This window comes from Romboutsia sp., from assembly GCF_051659545.1.
In the GTDB taxonomy this organism is placed as follows: domain Bacteria; phylum Bacillota; class Clostridia; order Peptostreptococcales; family Peptostreptococcaceae; genus JBOFOR01.
Genome location: NZ_JBOFOR010000185.1, coordinates 1 through 21,018, shown reverse-complemented (window position 1 = coordinate 21,018; position 21,018 = coordinate 1). Strand labels below are relative to the sequence as shown.

The 21,018-nt window shown below is 28.7% G+C and carries 20 protein-coding genes; 6 read left to right on the top strand and 14 right to left on the bottom strand.

Annotation, left to right across the window (positions count from 1 at the left end):
- Positions 1-135: 135 nt before the first annotated feature.
- The 4 genes from ACRC03_RS10235 to ACRC03_RS10220 form a co-directional block, all read right to left on the bottom strand.
- Positions 136-447, bottom strand: a complete 312-nt coding sequence (locus tag ACRC03_RS10235) for a hypothetical protein (RefSeq protein WP_438652466.1) — start codon at positions 445-447, stop codon at positions 136-138.
- 68 nt (positions 448-515) lie between these two features.
- The gene (locus tag ACRC03_RS10230; RefSeq protein WP_438652465.1) at positions 516-1,148 is read right to left on the bottom strand and encodes a PTS transporter subunit EIIC; all 633 of its coding nucleotides are present in this window, start codon (positions 1,146-1,148) and stop codon (positions 516-518) included.
- A 38-nt stretch (positions 1,149-1,186) separates the two neighbouring features.
- The gene (locus ACRC03_RS10225) at positions 1,187-2,848 is read right to left on the bottom strand and encodes a glycoside hydrolase family 13 protein (RefSeq protein ID WP_438652464.1); all 1,662 of its coding nucleotides are present in this window, start codon (positions 2,846-2,848) and stop codon (positions 1,187-1,189) included.
- 220 nt (positions 2,849-3,068) lie between these two features.
- Positions 3,069-4,307: a VanW family protein gene (locus tag ACRC03_RS10220; RefSeq protein ID WP_438652463.1), complete on the bottom strand. Its 1,239-nt coding sequence runs from the start codon at positions 4,305-4,307 to the stop codon at positions 3,069-3,071.
- 148 nt (positions 4,308-4,455) lie between these two features.
- Here ACRC03_RS10220 and ACRC03_RS10215 point away from each other — a divergent pair, with 148 nt between their 5' ends.
- Complete coding sequence (locus tag ACRC03_RS10215) at positions 4,456-4,650, top strand: hypothetical protein (RefSeq protein ID WP_438652462.1); 195 nt, start codon at positions 4,456-4,458, stop codon at positions 4,648-4,650.
- A 623-nt stretch (positions 4,651-5,273) separates the two neighbouring features.
- Positions 5,274-5,867, top strand: a complete 594-nt coding sequence (locus ACRC03_RS10210) for a GNAT family N-acetyltransferase (RefSeq protein WP_438652461.1) — start codon at positions 5,274-5,276, stop codon at positions 5,865-5,867.
- Between the two features lie 50 nt (positions 5,868-5,917).
- Here the strand turns inward: ACRC03_RS10210 and dhaM are convergent, their stop codons facing one another.
- Genes dhaM through ACRC03_RS10190 form a run of 4 tightly spaced genes read right to left on the bottom strand, consistent with a single transcriptional unit; the run spans position 5,918 to position 8,413 of the window.
- On the bottom strand, positions 5,918-6,304 hold the full coding sequence (gene dhaM / locus ACRC03_RS10205) for a dihydroxyacetone kinase phosphoryl donor subunit DhaM (protein WP_438652460.1): 387 nt from the start codon (positions 6,302-6,304) through the stop codon (positions 5,918-5,920).
- A gap of 11 nt (positions 6,305-6,315) precedes the next feature.
- Positions 6,316-6,945, bottom strand: a complete 630-nt coding sequence (gene dhaL / locus ACRC03_RS10200) for a dihydroxyacetone kinase subunit DhaL (RefSeq protein ID WP_438652459.1) — start codon at positions 6,943-6,945, stop codon at positions 6,316-6,318.
- 10 nt (positions 6,946-6,955) lie between these two features.
- The gene (gene dhaK / locus ACRC03_RS10195; protein ID WP_438652458.1) at positions 6,956-7,951 is read right to left on the bottom strand and encodes a dihydroxyacetone kinase subunit DhaK; all 996 of its coding nucleotides are present in this window, start codon (positions 7,949-7,951) and stop codon (positions 6,956-6,958) included.
- A 33-nt stretch (positions 7,952-7,984) separates the two neighbouring features.
- Positions 7,985-8,413: a EutP/PduV family microcompartment system protein gene (locus ACRC03_RS10190; protein WP_438652457.1), complete on the bottom strand. Its 429-nt coding sequence runs from the start codon at positions 8,411-8,413 to the stop codon at positions 7,985-7,987.
- 242 nt (positions 8,414-8,655) lie between these two features.
- On the opposite strand from ACRC03_RS10190, the gene ACRC03_RS10185 reads away from it, so the two are divergent.
- Genes ACRC03_RS10185 through ACRC03_RS10175 form a run of 3 tightly spaced genes read left to right on the top strand, consistent with a single transcriptional unit; the run spans position 8,656 to position 11,650 of the window.
- Complete coding sequence (locus ACRC03_RS10185; RefSeq protein ID WP_438652456.1) at positions 8,656-9,729, top strand: efflux RND transporter periplasmic adaptor subunit; 1,074 nt, start codon at positions 8,656-8,658, stop codon at positions 9,727-9,729.
- A gap of 1 nt (position 9,730) precedes the next feature.
- Positions 9,731-10,411, top strand: coding sequence for an ABC transporter ATP-binding protein (locus ACRC03_RS10180; protein WP_438652455.1), 681 nt, complete (start codon positions 9,731-9,733; stop codon positions 10,409-10,411).
- Positions 10,412-10,414: 3 nt separating this feature from the next.
- Positions 10,415-11,650, top strand: coding sequence for an ABC transporter permease (locus ACRC03_RS10175; RefSeq protein WP_438652454.1), 1,236 nt, complete (start codon positions 10,415-10,417; stop codon positions 11,648-11,650).
- A 64-nt stretch (positions 11,651-11,714) separates the two neighbouring features.
- Here the strand turns inward: ACRC03_RS10175 and ACRC03_RS10170 are convergent, their stop codons facing one another.
- The 5 genes from ACRC03_RS10170 to ACRC03_RS10150 all read right to left on the bottom strand — a co-directional run bounded on the left by ACRC03_RS10170 (position 11,715) and on the right by ACRC03_RS10150 (position 19,224).
- The gene (locus ACRC03_RS10170; RefSeq protein WP_438652453.1) at positions 11,715-12,989 is read right to left on the bottom strand and encodes a dihydroorotase; all 1,275 of its coding nucleotides are present in this window, start codon (positions 12,987-12,989) and stop codon (positions 11,715-11,717) included.
- Positions 12,990-12,992: 3 nt separating this feature from the next.
- Positions 12,993-14,207, bottom strand: coding sequence for a hydantoinase/carbamoylase family amidase (locus tag ACRC03_RS10165; RefSeq protein ID WP_438652452.1), 1,215 nt, complete (start codon positions 14,205-14,207; stop codon positions 12,993-12,995).
- A gap of 136 nt (positions 14,208-14,343) precedes the next feature.
- Positions 14,344-15,084, bottom strand: a complete 741-nt coding sequence (locus ACRC03_RS10160) for a TIGR03915 family putative DNA repair protein (protein WP_438652451.1) — start codon at positions 15,082-15,084, stop codon at positions 14,344-14,346.
- 9 nt (positions 15,085-15,093) lie between these two features.
- Complete coding sequence (locus ACRC03_RS10155; protein ID WP_438652450.1) at positions 15,094-16,416, bottom strand: putative DNA modification/repair radical SAM protein; 1,323 nt, start codon at positions 16,414-16,416, stop codon at positions 15,094-15,096.
- A 171-nt stretch (positions 16,417-16,587) separates the two neighbouring features.
- Positions 16,588-19,224 (bottom strand): calcium-translocating P-type ATPase, PMCA-type, encoded by a 2,637-nt coding sequence (locus ACRC03_RS10150; protein ID WP_438652449.1) that lies wholly within the window; start codon positions 19,222-19,224, stop codon positions 16,588-16,590.
- Positions 19,225-19,430: 206 nt separating this feature from the next.
- Between ACRC03_RS10150 and ACRC03_RS10145 the strand changes: the two genes are divergently transcribed.
- Positions 19,431-20,207: a sporulation protein gene (locus ACRC03_RS10145; RefSeq protein WP_438652448.1), complete on the top strand. Its 777-nt coding sequence runs from the start codon at positions 19,431-19,433 to the stop codon at positions 20,205-20,207.
- 109 nt (positions 20,208-20,316) lie between these two features.
- On the opposite strand, the gene ACRC03_RS10140 is transcribed toward ACRC03_RS10145, so the two are convergent.
- The gene (locus tag ACRC03_RS10140) at positions 20,317-20,868 is read right to left on the bottom strand and encodes a hypothetical protein (protein WP_438652447.1); all 552 of its coding nucleotides are present in this window, start codon (positions 20,866-20,868) and stop codon (positions 20,317-20,319) included.
- Positions 20,869-21,018 lie beyond the last annotated feature (150 nt).

Genomic DNA, 21,018 nt, shown 5'->3' with positions numbered 1-21,018 from the left:
CGCAAATTAACAATAACAAATTTGAGACTTTTTTCATATACTTTTTCACTTTTTAGGTGAAAATTTTTAATATCTGGACATTAGTGGCTACGCCTTTTTAAGCGTAGCTTTAATTATTTAATGAATAATTCAGGTTTATTTATTTAATTTATTAAATATAACATTAGATTTTTCTACTTCTATTTTTTTATTTGTAAAGATTAAATCTAATCTTAAATTTTCTTTATTTTTATCCCAACCTGCAATTTTACCTTCTACAGTAATTCCACTATCTTTGTTTTTTGCCAAATTGTAAGTATCTATCATTCTATGATTTAATAAATAATCATAGCCTTCATTTCTAACTTTAGCATTGTTGTTAAAATCCCCCATAATTATGGCCAAATCTTCATTATTAATATCTTTCAATAAAGTATCTGCCTGATGTATAAAACATTCTTCCACCATCCTAAATGGCAAGAATAAAAACTTATTTCCTTTTCTTTATATTGGGTTTTAGCTTTTGTAACTTTTCTTTATTTCCAGAAATTTATATCTTTTGATTTTGATATATAAAAGCTTTTAGTTTCTTTTCCTAATATAACTACAAATGGTACAAAACGCTTACCATTAAAGAAAGCTAATGCTTGTGGTAATTTATCAAAATTGTAATATTTATTGTATAAATTAGCTCCTAAGAACCCTGATATTATCCCTACGAAAACTCCCATGTTTAATGCTGATGCACCTAATACAGACGTAAAATAATCTTTAACTATAAGAGTTGTTCCCATTAAAGAATTTACTGTTGCACTTGGATCTTGTAACATATCTGTACTAACACCAAATATTGCTCCAGTAACACGATTTACTAATATAAATGCTATTAATGCTGCAAATGATCCACCTGCACGCTCTTTAGCCCATGACCCACCAATTGCGACTGCAAACAGGATGTGTAGGTTTCCTATAATTCCCCAGCCTAAATCTTCTACCACTCTTGCGACTGTCATTACTGCTTGAGCCTCAGATGTCATACCTATTAATTTACCAATAGATATCATAAGCCCTGCTGCTGGCATAACTGCTATAACTACTAGTAATGCTTTTCCAAATTTTTGCCAAAAATCAAATGATACTAACTTTTTATTTTCCCCCAATATTTCCATTTTATCTTCCTCTCCTGTTGATAAAATTTGATTTATATTTAAACCTTGTAAAGCCTAGCTTCCCAAGGTTTTAAATTAAGTTTAGTTGTATTTTCATGGTCCTTAACTTTATAATTTGAAATCATTAAGTTTCGGTAATTCAATATATTTTTTTCATACTCATAGATAACTTTATTATCAGATAAATTACAAATTACTAGGAATTTATCTTCTTCTAAAATTCTTTCATATGCAAATATATTTTCATAATGTGGTAGTATTAAATTGTATTCTCCGTAAATTAAGACTTCATTTTCTTTTCTAATTTTTATCATATTTTTGTAAAAATTAAGTATTGAATTTTCGTTACTTAATTGATTTTCTACATTTATATCAACATAGTTTTTATTAATCGTTATCCATGGCTTAGCTTTTGAAAATCCACCATTTATAGAATTGTTCCATTGCATAGGTGTTCTCGTATTATCTCTAGATCTTACACCTACTATTTTAAGAGCTTCTTTTTTACACAACCCCGATTTTATTAATTCATTGTATTCATTTTTAGTTCTTATGTCATCATATTCACTTATATCATCATACTCTACATCTGTCATACCAATCTCTTGACCTTGATAAATAAAAGGTGTACCTTTGTGCATAAAATATAAAAGACCTAATGCTTTTGAACTTTCATTTAAATACTCTTTATCATTTCCCCAAGATGAAACTATTCTTGTTACATCATGATTTTCAATAAACAATGCATTCCAACCTTTTTTAGCTAAATTTATTTGCCACTTATTCCATACTTGCTTTAGATTTCTAATATTAAATCCAGCACCACTGTCATTATTCCATAAATCAATATGTTCAAATTGGAATAACATATTAAATTTACCATTATCTTCTCCCACCCATAAGTCAGCTTCTTCTGCTTTAACTCCATTAGCTTCACCTACAGTCATTATGTCGTAGTTATCAAATGTATTTTCTTTTATTTCTTTTAAATATTCATGTATACCTTCTACATTCATATGCTTGCTAAAAGAAGGTACATATTCTAAGTTATCTGGATTTTCCATATCTAATAAGCCTTCCTCTTTATTTATATGGCTTATTGCATCTACTCTAAATCCATCTATTCCTTTGTCTAGCCACCAGTTAATCATTTTATATATTGCATTTCTCATATTTTCATTTTTCCAGTTTAAATCTGGTTGCTTTTTGCTGAATAAATGTAAAAAATATTCATCTGTTTTTTCATCATGCTCCCAAGCTGATCCTTTAAATATACTTTCCCAGTTATTAGGCTCTTTACCCTCTTTGCATTCTTTCCATATATACCAATCTCTTTTTAGATTATTTTTAGAAGATTTAGATTCTATAAACCATGGATGTTCATCGCTAGTATGATTTACAACTAAATCTATGATAAGTTTAATTCCTCTTTTATGTACTTCTTTTAATAAATTATCAAAATCATTCATATCTCCAAAATCATCCATTATATTTTGATAATCACTTATATCATATCCATTATCATCATTAGGTGACTTATACATTGGACATATCCATATTACATCGATTCCTAAATCTTTTAAGTAATCAAGTTTCGATATTATTCCTTTTAAATCCCCTACACCATCATTATTATAATCCATGAAACTACGTGGATAAATTTGATAAGCTACAGCTTCTTTCCACCATATTTTTTTCATAACATTTCCCTCCTTTAATGCAATCGATTGCGCATTTATAAAAAAAATATATGCCATCTACATTTGACATTTTTTTAATTCCTTGACTAAACTATAACATTTTGTGCAAATGTTTTCAATATTTTTTTGTTAATTTGTATATTTTCATACAATCGATTGCTTAATCATGTTTTTTTAAATTTACTATTTTAAAAATAATAAAGTAGAGCTAAACTCTACTTTATTTCATTTTGTATTTACTTTCTTTAACTAATTCTTCTTGTATTTTATTGTTTTCTTCATCAAAATAAATTCTATAAGTTTTTATATTTATATTATTTTTTTCATATTTTTCTTCTACTTTTATGTATAACTTTTCTCTATCTTCATTACAACCATATATTTTTGATGTAATAGCTCCATTATTAACTATATTTTTTATATATATAGGATGAGTAAAACAATTTACAAACTTTAAATCAGTATATCCATAAGACACTGCAGCATCCCTACCTTTTGGTGCATATTTTGAAGGATAAGTGTGATTGTTAACTTCAACAATATTTAATCCTGCTAAAAGTGCAGCATTATAAATTGTTGTTGATACTTGACATACTCCTCCTCCTTCACCATCAATAAATTTACCACCTACTATTACTTTTGCAGTTTTATATCCATTCACCCAGTTTCTAGCTCCTGTAGCTTTATTATAGGAAAAAACTTCTCCAGGCATAATTAATATATTACTAGTGCTTTTTGCTGCAATATAAATATTACTTCCTCTTGAACTGTGATTATTAAAGCTTGTACTGTATTGACCTAATACAGTATTTATTGACTTAACATCTTTTGTAGTTATATTAGGTTTGGTTATATTAACTGGAAGCATAATATCCTTTACTTTTTTGTCATCAATCATATTATAAATTTCTTCTTTTAATTTAATTACATCAACTTCTCTTCCTTCTTTTGAATCTGTTGTAATTATTTGAGAGTTATCTTTTATTTCTAAAGTAGCTTCTACGTCTTTAATATTCATTTCTTTAGAGATTACAGCTATTAATTCACTTAACTTAACTTCATTATAGGTTGCCTTAAGTTTTATATTATATGTTTCTTTAAAATTTAACTTTATTGTTCTTTTTATATTTTCTTTAGTACTAGTAGTTCTAGTATATTCATAAGCTTTTTTTATTGATTTATTAGAATTATATGCTAAATCTATATCTTTTGGATTTATTGTCCATATTTTTTTATCATACTTAATCTGTATTGGCTTTATATTATAATGATTATTTACAATTTTTTTAGCTTCATCTATATTTAATTTTCCTACATTTAATTTTTCAATGTATATATTCTTGTGTATTTTCCCACTATCTTTATCTTCTATTTTACCAATACCTAAAATAAAACAAGAGGCTATACATAAACATAACAAAAGAACTGATTTATTAATTAATATTCTAGCTTTATTCATTTCCTACTCCTTAAATATAATTTTATATTTTTATGTTAACCTATATTTACTTTTATATTCTCTGCAATCCTCTTTATCATTTGTGCATATATATTATATTTTTGCAAATACTTTTATTGTATATTTATAAAATTTAAGGAGGATAACTATGAAAAATTCTAAATCTCATTTAAATGAAGCTTTTGCTCAACTTCAAGATGCACAATTGAGTCTAAAGCATGCGTTAGATAATGTAGAAAAACAAAATAATAAAAGAGCTTTACAAAGTACTCTTTCTGCAGTAGATGAAGCAGTATTTACTGCTGCTAATACAGTTGCAAATTATCAAGATGTTAATTATTAAGACTAATCAAAAATTATATTTTTATGCTAAAAGGCTTAATTTATATTAAGTCTTTTATTATTGTTTATCTTTATAATGTGTTTTATCTATTTTGTATTATTTTCTTTAAATTTTTGTTAAATTAATATAAATTGTGCACTATTTTAAAAATTATTATGGTATAATAATTTAATCTTAACTTCATCAATTAAAATAAAAAGTCTTATAAAGGGTTATCCCTTTTAATAATTAAGAAAAGAGGTAAGAGTTAGCCTCGTATGTAGAGAAATCTGCATAGGACACAGCTTGAATTGCAGATAATTCCTAAAGCCTAAGTGCCACAACGTAAAAGCGAATAGCTTTAAACGTGAAGGAACGAAAGTAGAAAAAAGTCTTAGGATGGCATATGGTTAAACCCTAAGTGCTATTACAATGGATGTTCATGCAGGGAAGTCCCGAATAGGGAAACCTTCAACGACTAGACCGAGAGGTCGTACACTATAAGCTATGGATAGTGGAAGTAGGTTGCCCCTAACGAGTAATGTCGAGGGTGAAGAAATAGTCTGCTCTCATATGAAAGTATGAGAAGTTCATAAGAGAACTGCATAGACCTAGCGAATCTATGTGAACAATTGGTGTCTATATTGATAAAAACAGTAAAATTATCTAAATTCAACGGTGAGCTATGTGAAAACTTATATACAGATGTTCGCTTTATTACTCCAACAAGTTTTGATGATATTACTAACTTGTATAATAGAGTAAATAGTTCAATGGATAATAAGAATTGGCTTAAATTTCGTGATTTTACTTATCTAATGAATGTTTTAGACGAAGGTGGCTTTATAATTGGTTGTTATGTTGATGAAACTTTAGTAGCTTCAGCTATATGTGAACCTCCTAATGGAGATTACTTAAACAACCTTTATGAAATTGGTCTTAGTGAACGTGACATAGCATCTACTTATGTATCAGGATATGTAATGGTAGACCCTCTTTATCGCGGAAATTCACTTCATAAGATACTTTTAGAAACTAGAATGGAAGAAGCTGCTCTTAGAGGTAAACAATACATACTTACTGCAATAGCCGAGGAAAATGTATATAGTTTAAAAACAGTATTAAACTTAGGATTTGAAATAAAATTACAAAAACGAAATGAAAATGGAGTAACTAGAAATCTATTATTTAAACAGTTATCTAATCTGTTATCAGAAAATATAGAGTTTACTGCTTAAAATTTGTAAAAGGCGAATTAATAATTAATTCGCCTTTTTTATATAAAAAACTAAAACTTATTCAATTTTAATGGTTTTAAACTATTTAATATTTCTTTTATATTTCTACCTATACTTATATCTACTCCAGCAACTAAAGCACCTTCAACTAAAGATGCATCTACAATATGAATGTTCTCTTTCATTTCATCATCTAGAAAATCTACTGCCATTTCTGTATTCATATATGCACTACCTAGATCAAATAATACTATTACACCATCAGAAGAGTATACTTCATTTATAGCGTTAGTAATTTTTGTATAGTCAGTTCCTATTCTATTGTCATCAGTGCCACCTGCAGTAGCAATTTTTATATCTCCAGCCATTTGAGTTACAATATTCTTTACTCCTTTTGCCACATCTTCACTATGAGATACTATCACTAATCCTATCAAAAAATCACTCCTTAACTATTTTTTACTTCTTCGTATATTGTTTTTAATATTAAGTAACTTGATGTAGCACCTGCATCTTGATGCCCTATACTTCTCTCTCCTAAATAACTTGCTCTTCCCTTTGTTGCTATAATATTTTTAGTAGCCTCTGTACCTTTTAAAGCTTCATTACTCATATTTTCTAAGCAAGTTATAACATCTAAGTTATTACTAATATCTGATTTTAATTTATTTAATGCAGGCTCTATGGCATCTATCATTGTTTTTTCTCCAAATTGAGATTTACCTCTCATTTTTACTCCATTTAGAGCTTCTTCTAACATTTTTTCTAAGTCATTAATATCTATTTCTTCTTTATTATTAACAACCATCGATGCCTTCATAAATGCAGTTCCATATAATGGTCCTGATGCTCCTCCAACGCTACTTACAAGTGCCATTCCTGTTGTTTTTAATACTTCTGAAATACTACTTGTGTTAAGTGTTGCTAATTTTTCTTTAACAGCTTTAAATCCTTTACTTAAATTTAAGCCATGATCTCCATCACCGATAGTGGCATCTAATTCTGTTAAATAAAGTTTATTTTCTTCTATTACTTCCCCTATTTTATTTATTATCTGAATTAATTGTTCTGACTTCATATTCTCCCCCTTAGAAAGTTTTAAATGCAGGTGTATCAGCTGGACTGTCTAATAATTCTTTTAATTCTTCATCTAGTTTAATTAAACTTATAGAATATCCTGCCATCTCTAAAGATGTCATAAATTCACCTACAAAAGTTCTATATATTTTTATATTTTTTTCTTGAAGCATTTTATTAACTTTTCTATTTACTATATATAATTCCATTAAAGGAGTTGAACATAATCCATTTACCATAACTGCAACTTCTTCATTTTCATTTAAAGACATATCATCTAATATCTTATTTAACATGTGCTCAGTTATTTCATCTGCAGTTTTTATTTCTTCTCTATGAGTTCCAGGTTCCCCGTGTATACCCATACCTATTTCTACTTCATTTTCTTCTAATGTAAAGTTTGCTTTTCCTGCTGCTGGTACTATACAAGAACTTAATGACATCCCCATACTTCTAGTATTATCAACTACCTTTTGAGCTACTGCCTTAACTTCTTCTAGGCTAGCACCTTGCTCTGCTTTTGCACCGGCTATTTTATGTACAAATACTGTTCCTGCAATACCTCTTCTACCTGCTGTATATAATGAATTTTCAACTGCAACATCATCATTCATAACTACAAAATCTACATTTATACCTTCCATTTCAGCCATCTCTTTTGCCATTTCAAAGTTCATTATGTCTCCAGTGTAATTTTTTATAACTAATAATACGCCCTCTCCTCCATCAACTTCTTTTATTGCTTCATAAACCATATCTGGAGTTGGAGATGTGAAAACAGCTCCTGCAACTGCTCCATCTAACATGCCCTTACCTACATATCCTCCATGAGAAGGTTCATGTCCACTTCCACCACCACTTACTAGTGCAACTTTTTTAGTTGGAGAATTTTTTCTAACTATTATATTTCCTTTTTCACTTTGTCTTATATATTCAGGATGAGCTAGTACCATACCCTCTACCATTTCTTCTACTACTAAATCTGGATTATTTATTATTTTCTTCATGCTATACCCCCTTATTTTTTTTATATGAAGCTACTAACCAATATAATTAAATAGCTCTTCTAAACCTATTTCTTCTATTGTATCAACTTCAAAAATCTTACTTACCCCAGCCATTTCTAATCTTTCTCTTCCAATTTGAACATTGATACTAGACTCACATTTTTTTATCTTTGTTATTATACCTATTACATCTTTACAAAACATGCTTGAAAATCCTGGTGATATATAACATTCTCCTTGTGTAGGATCATATACTAATGCTATTACTTCTGCATCTGTTGCAGTTATATTAAGCGCACTATACATATATCTATTTTCCATATATTCTCCAGGTGTATCTATTGAGTTGTTGTATAAATCTACAGATTGAGTCTTTTTGTATTTAACATCTAGTTTATCAAGTTTTTGACAAAGTGTAGTTTTACCACTTCCTGTCTTCCCCATAAAAATCACTTTTTTCATAATTTAACTCCTAGTTATATTAGCAACTGTAACGTTTAGGACTTGCTATTATGTTTGATATTTCCTCTTAGTTAGAATTGTAATATCTGACATTCCTTATGTCAATATGTATATCAAAGCTAGCGATTTAATATAACCTACATAATTACAACATTGTTTTATTTGTAAATTCCCTTTGACTAGATATAATTTGACATTTATAATCATAGATGTAGTAATATTTTGGAAATAGGAGGTATATTGTGGCTTTATTAGATAAAATAAAAAACAAAAAAATTAAAATAGGTATTAGTGTATTTATATTAATTGGACTTATTGGAGGAGGTTATTACCTTACAAGATTAAATTTATTAGAAAAAGATACAGAAGTTACCGTTAATAATACCTTGGAGACTTATACTATTGCAGATAATGAAAAAGTATTTATTAACGGAGTAATTCTTCCTCTTAAATCTAAAAACTTTGCACCTTCTACTCAAGGTGAAATTAGCAAATTAAATGTAACAAATGGAAAAATTGTAAAAGAAGGCGATTTTTTATTTACTACTAAAAATCAATCTATTTTAGATGAAATTGAAAATTTAAACTCTCAGTTAACTTCTATTAAAAGCTCTAGTTTAGAAAATGATCCTAGTACAAAAACTGAAATACTTAAGTTGCAGAGTCAAATTTCATCATTAAATAAAAAAGCTTATATAAATACTAACGCTCCATTTGCTGGTAAAATTTATTTAGATGAACAACAGGAAAATACAGAACAACAAGGTATAGCCATGACACTTGAAAGTAATGAGTTTTATATGAAAGGACAAGTAAGTGAGCAAGATTTACCAAAGCTTCAAGTTGATGATCCTGTAAATGTATTAGTATTATCTACTAATACAAAAGTTGCAGGAAGAATAAGCTATATCTCTGATAGACCTTCTTCCTCATCTGAAGGAGTAAATACAAATAGCCAATCACAATTGTCTTACTATGACATAAGTGTAAGCTTTGATAATCAAGAGAATTTAGTAAATGGATTCCATGTTCAAGCTAGTGTTGAAATTAAAGACTCTATCTGCAAAGTTCCTTCTTCCGCTATATTAAGAGATAAAAACGAAAAACCTTATGTATTTGAAACTCTAAATGGAATACTAAAGAAACAAACTGTTCAAATCCAAAGCCAAAATGATGAATATACTGTAGTAAAAGGTGGACTTGATAAAAAAGATATTATACTTAGATATCCTACCCCTGAAATGAAAGAAGGAGATGATATATCTACTACTAACTCTACAGGTAAAGAAGCTTCAGATAAAAAGGATGGTAAATAATTTGAGTGCTATAATCCAATTAGAAAATCTACATAAATACTATAGGGTTGGTAAAGAGAGATATCTAGTATTGAAATCATTGAATTTAACTATAGACTCTGGGGAGTTTGTAATGATAATGGGTAAATCAGGGAGTGGAAAAACAACATTACTTAATGTATTAGCCTTTTTAGATAAATTTGAAAGAGGCGAATATATATTTAATGGTGAAAATGTAAGTAATTTAAACGAAAATCAGCGTTCAGATTTTAGAAACAAGAATATAGGATTTGTTTTTCAACAATTTAATTTAATAGAAACTTTAAATATATATCAAAATATTGAGCTTCCACTTATGTATGATGGGAGCCTAAAAAAAAGTGATCGAGAAAAACTAGTAAAAGATAAGTTGGAAGCAGTTGGATTAATCGATAAATTAAAACAGTTCCCTCTTCAACTTTCTGGTGGGCAACAACAAAGAGTTGCCATAGCTCGTTCGCTAGTTAATAATCCTCAATTAATTTTTGCTGATGAACCTACTGGAGCCTTAGATAGTGAAACTAGTGCTGAGATAATGAATATACTTAAAGAATTAAATAAACAAGGAAAAACAATAATTATGGTTACCCATGATGAGGATTTAATTAAATACGCTACAAAGGTAATAAAACTAAAAGATGGCGTATTATCCTTGGAGGTGTAGCTTATGAATATTTTAATTAAAAGTGCTTTAGCCAATTTAAGAGGACATAAACTTCGCGTATTCGTGACACTTATTTGGATTATTATAGGTATTACATCTGTTATATTAGTTAGTTCAATTGGAAATGGATTAAAAAAGGAAGTCACTGATTCTGTTTATAAAGTAAATCCCAATAAAACAAGAATTTACTTTGAGCCTTCTAACTCTAATATGGAAAAAATAGAAGCTTTTTTAAAACCTTTTTCAAGTAGTGATTTAGATGAACTATCTTTTATAAATGGTGTTGAAAAAATAGGTCCTACTTCAGATACTTTTAACTTGGATTCTAAGTATTCTGGTGATGCTTCTTTTGATAAGAAAACTACTTATATTGATGTCTCCTCTTTTGACAAAGACACTGAGTTAAAACCTATCTATGGAAGAAATTTTGCATATGAAGATGAAGGACGAAATGTTGTTGTTGTTACTTCACAAAATGCAAAAGATTTGTTTTCAAAAGAAGAAGATGCCCTAGGAAAAGGAATTACTATAGGTGGTAAGATATTTGAGGTAATAGGTATAATTGACGAAAGTTCTATACCTACTAAAGAAGATAAACCTGAAAATAATCTATTTAATACAGAATCATATTTAACATCTTATATGCCTAAAAAAGCTATAGATAAATTAATGAATCAATCTTATGCTCCTCAAGAAATTTATAGCTTAGATTTAATTGTTTCTAAAGGGTATAATTTAGATCAAGTATCAAGTGATGTTTTAAATAAACTACAAGATTTATACCCTGGTATAGAGGGTTCATATAAAGTTGATGATCCTAATGAAATGACTAAAGAATTAGAAAATATGATTTCTTCTATAAATAAATTTGTTACTCTAATAACCGCTATATCAATGTTTGTAGGTGGAATAGGTGTAATGAATATAATGTATGTATCTGTTATTGAAAGACAAAGAGAAATTGGTATAAGACGTGCTATTGGTGCTAAACCTAAAGCTATTTTATTTCAGTTTTTAGTTGAAGCTGTATTTATTACAGTTTGTGGTGGAGTTTTAGGAATTATAATTGGATTTATTGTTACTAATTATGCCTCTAGTTATTTACCTTTTAAAGCTATTCCTAATGTAAGTAGCCTAATCTTTGCTAGTACAGCAACAGTATTGACTGGAATAATAGCTGGTATAATACCTGCCATTAAGGCTGCAAATCTTGATCCCATAAAAGCTATATATAAGTAATTTTTTTAATGCATAAGTTTTTATATTATAGTATACAAAAAGAGTGGAAATTCCACTCTTTTTCTTATTCTTCTACATCTTCAAATACTACTTTACCATTACAGATAGTGTACTTAATTTTTCCGTATAAACTAGTACATTTAAATGGAGTATTTGATGATTTAGATGCAAATTCACTCACTGTATATTTTTCATTAGGAGCAAAGATTACTAAGTCTGCATTTTTTCCTTCTTCTATACTTCCACAGTCTAAATTATAAAGTCTAGCAGGGTTTATTGTCATTTTTTCTAAAAGTTTCATTATACTTAGATGACCTTTTCTAACTAAATTAGTTACACCTAATGAAAGGGATGTTTCAAGCCCTGTTATGCCACTTGGAGCTTTAACAAATTCTACATTTTTTTCCTCAAATGTATGAGGTGCATGGTCTGTTGCTATAATTTCTATTGTATTATCTTGTAATCCTTCTATTATCTTATACTTATCATCTTGTGTTCTAAGAGGTGGATTCATTTTTGCATTAGTTCCAAACTCTAGTACATCATCTTCTGTTAAAGTAAAGTGATGAGGTGTTGCTTCTGCAAATATATTAGCACCTAATTTTTTAGCCATTCTTACTGTTTCTACAGATACTCCCGAACTAATATGTTGAATATTTACCTTTGCTCCAGTTTTTATAGCTAACATACAATCTCTAGCGACCATAACATCTTCTGCTACATTACTAGCTCCAGTTATCCCTAGTTTTTTAGATATTTCACCTTCATTTATTCCTGCTGTAGTTATTAAGGCAGGATCTTCTTCATGGAAACTTAAAGGCATATCTAATTCTTTTGCCTTGTTCATAGCCTCTAAAATAACATCACTATCCATTATTGGAAGTCCATCATCACTAAATCCAACTGCACCACATTTTGCAAGGTGATTCATATCTACTAATTCTTTTCCTTTAAACCCTTTAGTAATTGATGCTACTTGAAGTACATTTATAGGTGAATTATCTGCTTTATCTTTTATGTAATTAAGAGTTTCTTCATTATCAACTATTGGGTTAGTATTTGCCATACATATAACCGTAGTAAATCCACCTTTTGCAGCTGATAAGCTTCCACTTTCTATATCTTCTTTATGAGTAAAACCTGGATCTCTAAAGTGAACATGAACATCTATTAACCCTGGCGCTATAATATATCCACTTGCATCTATTATATTTTTGTATTCACTTGTTATAGGAAATTTTCCTATTCTTTCAATCTTGTTGTCTTTGATAGCTATGTCTAAAACTTCATCTCTTTTTGTTTTAGGGTCTATAACTCTACCATTTTTTATTAGTATCATGTCTTATTTCTCCCCTTTAAGATATTCATATATTATTTTAGCTCCATCGTATATACTTAACAATGAAGAAAATTCACTTTTGTTATGGCTTATTCCTTTATAACATGGAATAAATACCATTGCTGTATCACAAACTCTTGTAAATGCCATAGCATCATGTCCTGCTCCACTTGGCATTACTTTGTGTGATATTCTAAGCTTTTCACTACATTCACTTAATTTCTTTTGCATATGTGTACTCATTTTTACTGGGTCAAATCGTCCAGTGCTTTGAAGGAAGAACTTTACATTTCTTTCTTTACTGATTCTTTTCATGGCTTCATTCATACCATTTTCAATTTCATCAAGACTATTAATATCAATACCTCTTATATCAATCCCTAAATTAACTTCTCCTGGTATAACATTAAGTACATTGGGATTATTATTTAATACTCCTACAGTTGTAACTGATTTTCTATGAGCTTCTTTTCTTCCTAGTTTTTCTAATTCTAATACAAATTCTGATGCTGCACAAAGTGCATCACTTCTCATATCCATCGGAGTTGCACCTGAATGTTCAGCCTCTCCATAGATACAAATTTCAAATCGCCTAGGTCCTGCAATATGTGTTACAATTCCTGCTTTTATATCATATTCTTCAAGTACCTTTCCTTGTTCTATGTGAAGTTCTAAATATTGTTTTACATTTTCTATTTTTTTAGGACTTAAATTATAACCTTTGCTATTGAAGATTTCTATTATAGACCTACCAGTTTTTGATACTAGACCTTTAACATCATCTCTTTTTAATTCTCCTGTGATAAGTCCACTTCCTATGGTACATTTACCAAAGTTACTAGATTCCTCACATCTAAAGGCTCCTACTCTTATAGGAATATCTAAATTATCATTTTTTGCCCAGTTTAAAATTAATAACCCTGCTAAAACACCTACTACTCCATCATATCTCCCACCATTTACTACTGAATCTAAGTGGGACCCTATTAAATAATATTCTTTATTTGAAATGTCATTTGCAACAAATGTGTTTCCTACTTCATCTATATAAGTATGTAAGTTTTCTTCTTCACCTAAATCCTTAAACATATCATGCATTTCATCTTCTATCTTTGTATATCCTAATCTCGTCACTCCTCCATATGAATTGACTCCAATGTCATAAAATTGGCTAAAAATATATTCCAAGTATTGCACATCTTCTCTTCTTGAAGCCACGTTATCTCCCCCATTTGACAAAATTTTTCCAGATACTTTTCATTATACAATATGTTAATTCTATTTAGAATACTAAAGCAAGTATTTTTTTGATTTGTACGTAATTTAATGTACAAAAAAAGGAAGTACACCTCCTTTATATTAACTCTGTTAATTGATTCCAGTATCTAGTTGGCATTTGTCTTTTTTGTAGTCTAGGATTATTTCGCTCTACTATAGCAGTAGCTTTGAAGTATTCTCTCCATAAATCAGCATAAGCACCCTCTTCTTTAGAATTAGTTAATACATTTTTTTGTTCTTTTGATAAATTAGTTAGGTAGTAATTATTTTTATCATAAACTAAAGCAATATTTCTTTTAACATCTTCAATTATAAAATACTCATTAGATAATCTATTTTTAAAATGCTTCCCAATTATAGGTAATATATTAAAATCAGGTTCTATAGACGAATATAAAATATTGTTTATACTTTTAAATCTTACAAAACCTGTAAATCTATGCTTTTCTAGAGAAACTCTTTTACTTATTTTGTCCATATTAAGTACTACATCATTATTTTTATAATAATCAACTTTATACCCTAACTTAAATCCCATTCTTATATAGGAAAGTATAAGGTTCGAGCTTTCTTTAAATTCTGATAGATATACATAATATATTTTTCTTAAAGCTTCTTTAGATATTTTATTTTCTATGGCATTGTACACTTTTTGAAACTTCTCTAGATCAGTTTTAATTTTTAACACATCTTCTAATAGATTTTCTTCATAATTTATTTTACTGTATATTTTATCTGGCTTTTCACTAGAATAATAAGCCTCATAAATAGTACTTAATAATCCTTCAAAGCTACCATCGTATATAAAAACATTCATATTATCCTCCTATAATTGTCCTATAACTGAAGAAAATATATCATCTACCTTATGAATTGCAGGGGATGGTAAAAGACTAGGCTTCTCAAAAAAGTCTAATTGAGTACCTTGTGATTCTAAGATATTTAAATCTTCCTTTGGTGCTAATCTATGTCTTATTAGTGGCTCATCAAAATTTACGTCTCCATAGTATCTACCTTTACAAGTTATAAAGTATTGTGCTCTTTTTAATACAACACCAATTTTCTTTAGGTCTTTAAAGTCAATATTACCTATTCTTCTAATTGCTAATATTCTTTGAACTGATTTATGACCAAGACCTGGTACTCTGAGCAACATTTCAAGTGGGGCCTTGTTTATCTCTACTGGGAATAAATTTATGTTTTCTAATGCCCAATTAGTTTTAGGGTCAAAGTTAATATCAAAGTTTGGATTTTTGTCATTTAGTAATTCATTGGCCTTGAATCCATAGAATCTAAGTAACCAATCCGCTTGATATAGCCTATGCTCTCTAAGAGTTGGTGGATTTTTTAACTCTGGTAGCCTTTTGTCATTAGTTACAGGTACAAATGCTGAGTAATAAACTCTTTTTAACTTCATTTTATCGTAAAGACTTTGTGTTAAGTTTAGTATTTTTAAATCTGTTTCAGGAGAAGCTCCTATAATTAATTGAGTACTTTGCCCTCCTGGTACAAAAGATGGTGCATTTTTAAAAGTCTTTTTTTCATGTTTATTTTGAATTATACTCTTACTAATTTGCTTCATTGGAGTAAGTATTTTTGTTTTGTCTTTATCTGGAGCTAATAATTTTAAGCTGTCTGAGGAAGGCAACTCTATATTTACACTCATTCTATCTACTAATAAGCCCGTTTTTTCTATTAATTCATCATCTGCTCCTGGTATTGCTTTTAAATGTATATATCCATTAAAGTTGTGAATATTTCTAAGTTTATATACTGTTTCATATAATTTTTCCATAGTATAATTTGCATCTTTTATTACTGCTGAACTTAAAAATAATCCTTCTATATAGTTTCTTTTGTAAAAATTTATTGTAAGATCGCAAACTTCATCTGGTGTAAAAGTAGCTCTTGGTACATCGTTAGACATTCTATTTATACAATAACTACAATCATATATACAGGCATTTGTCATAAGTATCTTTAATAAAGATACACATCTACCATCAGGAGTAAAAGTATGGCATATTCCACTTACTGATGCATTTCCTATTCCACCCTTTTTATTTTTTCTATTGCTCCCACTAGAAGAGCAAGATACATCGTACTTAGCTGCAGATGATAGTATGTTCAATTTTTTTAGAATATCCATGTTTAACTTCCTCCTTATTTTAACTATTTACACTAAGTTTATATTATATATTATAACTTTAATCGAACAAATTTTCTATATGAATTTTAATATGTTAAACATTTACAAAAATTATTTTATTAATCAATACAAATTTTTTATGTTGTAAAAAAAATAAAGACCAAAAGATCTTTATTTTCTATGCTTATTTCTTATTTTTGCTACTTCCATGATAGCTGTTGAAATAAGAGCAAATAAACTACATATTCCTAATTCTCTCAGTCCAAAATTAAATGGTATAGCAAAAAATCTTCTCATAAATGGCAATAATGTCATCCCATAAATTAATAAACATATTACTATTGCATATATTACATAGATATTAGAAAAGAACCCTAGTTCGAATAAATTGTACTCATTTGATCTAGCAGGTAAAGTCTGTAATATTCTGCATAATGTAATAGTTGAAAATGCCATTGCAGTTCCAACTTCTGGTGAAGTTTTCATCCCTATATATTGAGCTATTATTACCAATATCCCCATTAAGCATCCTCTAAATATTACAGCTTGTACAGTTCCTCCAGCTAGTATACTTTCATTTGGATCTCTAGGCTCAAAATCCATGATATTTTTTTCTGGTTTTTCAAATCCTAAAGCTATTGCTGGTAATGAATCTGTTATTAAGTTAATAAATAACAATTGTAGTGTAGTAAATGGATTTGCCCAATTTGCGAATACAGCAAATAGTATCGCTATAATTCCAGCAAAGTTTCCTGCAAACAAATAAGTTATGGCTTTTTTTATATTTTTATAAACAGTTCTGCCTACTTCTACCGCACTTACAATTGTTGCAAAATTATCATCTACTAATATCATAGCAGATGCATCTTTGGCTACATCAGTACCACTTCCCATACCTATACCTATATTTGCTTGTTTTAGTGCTGGAGCATCATTAACTCCATCTCCTGTCATAGCAGTAATTCTCCCTTTATTTTGCCAAGCTTTTACTATACGAATTTTATTTTCTGGAGATACTCTTGCATATACACTTATATGCTCTAGTTTTTCATTTAACTCTTCTTCGCTAAGTGCATCTAATTCTTGTCCTGTTAATGCTATATCTTCTTCACTCATAATTCCAATATCAGTTGCAATTGCTGTAGCAGTAGTTTTATGGTCTCCTGTAATCATTACAGTTTTTATTCCTGCAGATTTAGCTTCTTTAACTGCATCATAGACTTCTTCTCTAGGAGGGTCTATCATAGCCATAAGACCAACTAAAATCATATTAACTTCATCCTCTAGTGCTGGTACAAAATTTTCATCCTCTACATCTTTTATTGCAAAAGCTAAAACTCTTAAAGCTCTGTTGGAAAAATGCTCATTTTTTTCTTTATAAGTATTTAGTATTTCTTCATTGATTTCAACTTTGTCTCCATCGACTAATGCAAATTTACACCTACTAAATACTACGTCAGGTGCTCCTTTAGTAAACATATATGAGTCACCGTGTATATCATTAACTGTAGACATAAGCTTTCTATCGCTATCAAAAGGTATTTCACTTAGTCTATCGTATTTTTCTCTTAAATAGTTATAATCTAAATTTTGTTTGTTTGAAAATTTTATTAAAGCTACTTCTGTTGGATCTCCTATTTCTTTACCCTCTTTGTTTATATTAGAGTCATTACATATTGCAGATGCAATTGTAAGTGTTTTTGTATGATAAGAGTAATTTATGTTTTTAGGATCCATATTATCTTTTGGTGTTTCATACATATAAAAATCTACTACCGTCATTTTGTTTTGTGTTAAAGTCCCTGTTTTATCTGTACAAATAACACTTGTTGATCCTAAGGTTTCAACAGCTGGTAGTTTTCTTACTATAGCTTGTTTTTTTGCCATATCATTTGTTCCAACTGAAAGAACAATAGTAACAATAGAAGATAACGCTTCTGGAATAGCTGCGACTGCGACTGCTATTGCAAACATAAATGAGTCTGCTATAATTCTACTATTAGTCAAGCTTACACCACTTAAATATCCTCTTATAACTTGAATTACAAATATTAATATTGCTATACCTACAATTACTAAACCAAGTTTTTTACCAAATTGATCTAATTTTTCTTGAAGAGGAGTTTGTTTACTTTCTGCACTTTCTAAAAGCTGAGCTACCTTACCCATTTCTGTATTCATTCCAGTTGAAGTTACAACAAAGCCACCTCTACCATATACAACTAAGGAACCGCTAAATACCATGTTTCTTTGATCACCTATTCCAACTTCTTCATCGATTTTTTCATTATGTTTAAGTACTGGCTCTGATTCACCTGTTAACATACCTTCTACAATTTTTAAGCTTTGAGCTTCTACAATTCTACCATCTGCAGGTATATAATCTCCAGCTTCAAGCATTATTATATCTCCTATTACTAATTCTCTCGCTGGTATAGATATCTTATGATTTTCTCTTATAACCTTAGCTTGAGGTGCTGATAGTTTTTTTAAACTTTCTAGTGAACCTTCTGCTTTTTTTGTTTGAGTTACCCCAAGTAGAGAGTTTAAAATTACCACAATAAAAATTATTACAGATTCTACAACTTCGCCTAAAAATATTTGAACTATTGCTGCTATCAAAAGGATTATTACTAGTGGATCCTTAAAACTTTCTAAAAATAGCTTCCAAGTTGGTACTTTTTTGCCTTCTTTGAGTTCATTATAGCCATTTTGCTCTAGTCTTTTTCTAGCTTCTTCATTACTTATTCCATTAAGGTGAGATTTAACACTTTCTATTGCTTCTATGTATCTTTGTTTATAATGCATATTTTCCTCCTCATTTTATGTCTTATTACTCTTATCCGTTTATTATTTACTTATAATTCTTAACTTATTAGCTGATTTAAAATTATAAATAAATAATGTGGTTTATATTTTTAAAATTATAAATAGTGGATTTTATATAATGTAATAATATCCTTATTGTGATATATTAGAATTACTATAAAAATTTTTAATGGGGGGTACTAAAAATGAGTTTTTTAAAAAAAGCTATGGCTAATGTACTTGGAATTGGCGGAACTAAAGTAGATACGGTATTGTCTAATACTTCTGTTATTCCTGGAGGAAAAATAGAAGGAATGGTTAATATTTACGGTGGAGAAATAGAGCAACAATTACAATGTGTATACATTGACGTTAAAACTAGTTATGAAAAAGAATATGATGATAGAACAACTACTGTAGAAGCTATAGTTCAAAGATTTACTGTTGATATTAACAAAACTATATCTCCTAATGAGAGTTTTAACATACCATTTTCATTTGATTTAGATTTAAATTGCCCTATAACTCTTGGTAGTAGTAAGGTTTGGGTTTCTACACAGCTAGATATAGAAAAGGCAATTGACCATACTGATGGAGATGGAATAAAAATAAATCCTACTAACTATATGAATACTATCTTTAAAGCTGTTGAAGAATTAGGATTTAGAATGCAAAGTGCTAAAAATATTTATGATAAACATAGATTTAGCTATAATAAATTTGTACAAGAGTTTGAATTTATACCTACTTCAGGAGCTTATAGGGGTAAGTTAGATGAATTAGAAGTTATTTTAATTGCTAATGCTAATGGTGTAAGGATTATCCTAGAAGTAGATAGAAAAGTTAGAGGCTTAGGTAGCTTAATTTCAGAACAGTTATCTTTAGATGAAACTCTTGTTAGAATTGATTTTAGTTATAGTGATTTATCTAACAAAGATTATATTTCTAATGAACTACATAGTTTAATTAAAAAATATTGCTAATATTGAAAGTGTACTTTTCAAATTTGATGAGTACACTTTTAGTATTTAAATAATTGCTACTTTTAATAATTTATTTTTTATGATTATTGTTTTTATTAGTTTAATGTTTTTATTTAATTTTTCTAAAATAATATGTAATCATAATAAGTCCACCCAAAAGTGAGTCAATCATATCTTGCATAGTATCTTTAAGTCCACCAGCTTGTGTATTCATTTTAAAAACTGTATCTAGTACAAACTCTCCAATTTCAAATATTGAACTTATACCCATTGCAAATAAAAATATAATTACAAAAAATATAAATTTATTTTTTGTAGGATTTACTTCAATAGTATTTAATAAATTCCATCCTATTTTAACTGATATAAAACCTGACCAAAAATGTAAAAAGTCATCATAGTATTTTATCTTGTCGTATAATTCATAAGAAGAACCTAACACAATGGCAAATAATACAAATAAGTTTGCTACTACATAAAGACTACTATCTAAAGGTTTTATTTTTTTTTTATAGGCTTTATTTAAACAAAAGGTAATAACCAAAGATGTAGTGCTTAATCCTGCCCCAGAGTAATTTTTATTAAATGCAAAATATATAATTGAAAAAACATAGATAATATACATAATGTAATTAAAAGTCTTTATTTTTTTACTATTCATCTTTTACCTTCTTCCTTTGACATTCTCGCCCATAGCTAAAGCTAGGGGATTCATTGAGATTAGCAAGTGATTAAATCGAAGTCTATTTCTAGTATCGAAGTATGACCTCACCATAGGGGCTATGTCATTAGCCCTTCCTAAATCAGACCA

What these genes read in the sequence shown, in the direction of transcription:
- ACRC03_RS10235 (WP_438652466.1), bottom strand. Translation starts at nt 447, where the DNA reads ATGGTGGAAGAATGTTTTATACATCAGGCAGATACTTTATTGAAAGAT.
- ACRC03_RS10230 (WP_438652465.1), bottom strand. Translation starts at nt 1,148, where the DNA reads ATGGAAATATTGGGGGAAAATAAAAAGTTAGTATCATTTGATTTTTGG.
- ACRC03_RS10225 (WP_438652464.1), bottom strand. Translation starts at nt 2,848, where the DNA reads ATGAAAAAAATATGGTGGAAAGAAGCTGTAGCTTATCAAATTTATCCA.
- ACRC03_RS10220 (WP_438652463.1), bottom strand. Translation starts at nt 4,307, where the DNA reads ATGAATAAAGCTAGAATATTAATTAATAAATCAGTTCTTTTGTTATGT.
- ACRC03_RS10215 (WP_438652462.1), top strand. Translation starts at nt 4,456, where the DNA reads ATGAAAAATTCTAAATCTCATTTAAATGAAGCTTTTGCTCAACTTCAA.
- dhaL (WP_438652459.1), bottom strand. Translation starts at nt 6,945, where the DNA reads ATGAAGTCAGAACAATTAATTCAGATAATAAATAAAATAGGGGAAGTA.
- dhaK (WP_438652458.1), bottom strand. Translation starts at nt 7,951, where the DNA reads ATGAAGAAAATAATAAATAATCCAGATTTAGTAGTAGAAGAAATGGTA.
- ACRC03_RS10190 (WP_438652457.1), bottom strand. Translation starts at nt 8,413, where the DNA reads ATGAAAAAAGTGATTTTTATGGGGAAGACAGGAAGTGGTAAAACTACA.
- ACRC03_RS10175 (WP_438652454.1), top strand. Translation starts at nt 10,415, where the DNA reads ATGAATATTTTAATTAAAAGTGCTTTAGCCAATTTAAGAGGACATAAA.
- ACRC03_RS10170 (WP_438652453.1), bottom strand. Translation starts at nt 12,989, where the DNA reads ATGATACTAATAAAAAATGGTAGAGTTATAGACCCTAAAACAAAAAGA.
- ACRC03_RS10160 (WP_438652451.1), bottom strand. Translation starts at nt 15,084, where the DNA reads ATGAATGTTTTTATATACGATGGTAGCTTTGAAGGATTATTAAGTACT.
- ACRC03_RS10155 (WP_438652450.1), bottom strand. Translation starts at nt 16,416, where the DNA reads ATGGATATTCTAAAAAAATTGAACATACTATCATCTGCAGCTAAGTAC.
- ACRC03_RS10150 (WP_438652449.1), bottom strand. Translation starts at nt 19,224, where the DNA reads ATGCATTATAAACAAAGATACATAGAAGCAATAGAAAGTGTTAAATCT.
- ACRC03_RS10145 (WP_438652448.1), top strand. Translation starts at nt 19,431, where the DNA reads ATGAGTTTTTTAAAAAAAGCTATGGCTAATGTACTTGGAATTGGCGGA.
- ACRC03_RS10140 (WP_438652447.1), bottom strand. Translation starts at nt 20,868, where the DNA reads ATGAATAGTAAAAAAATAAAGACTTTTAATTACATTATGTATATTATC.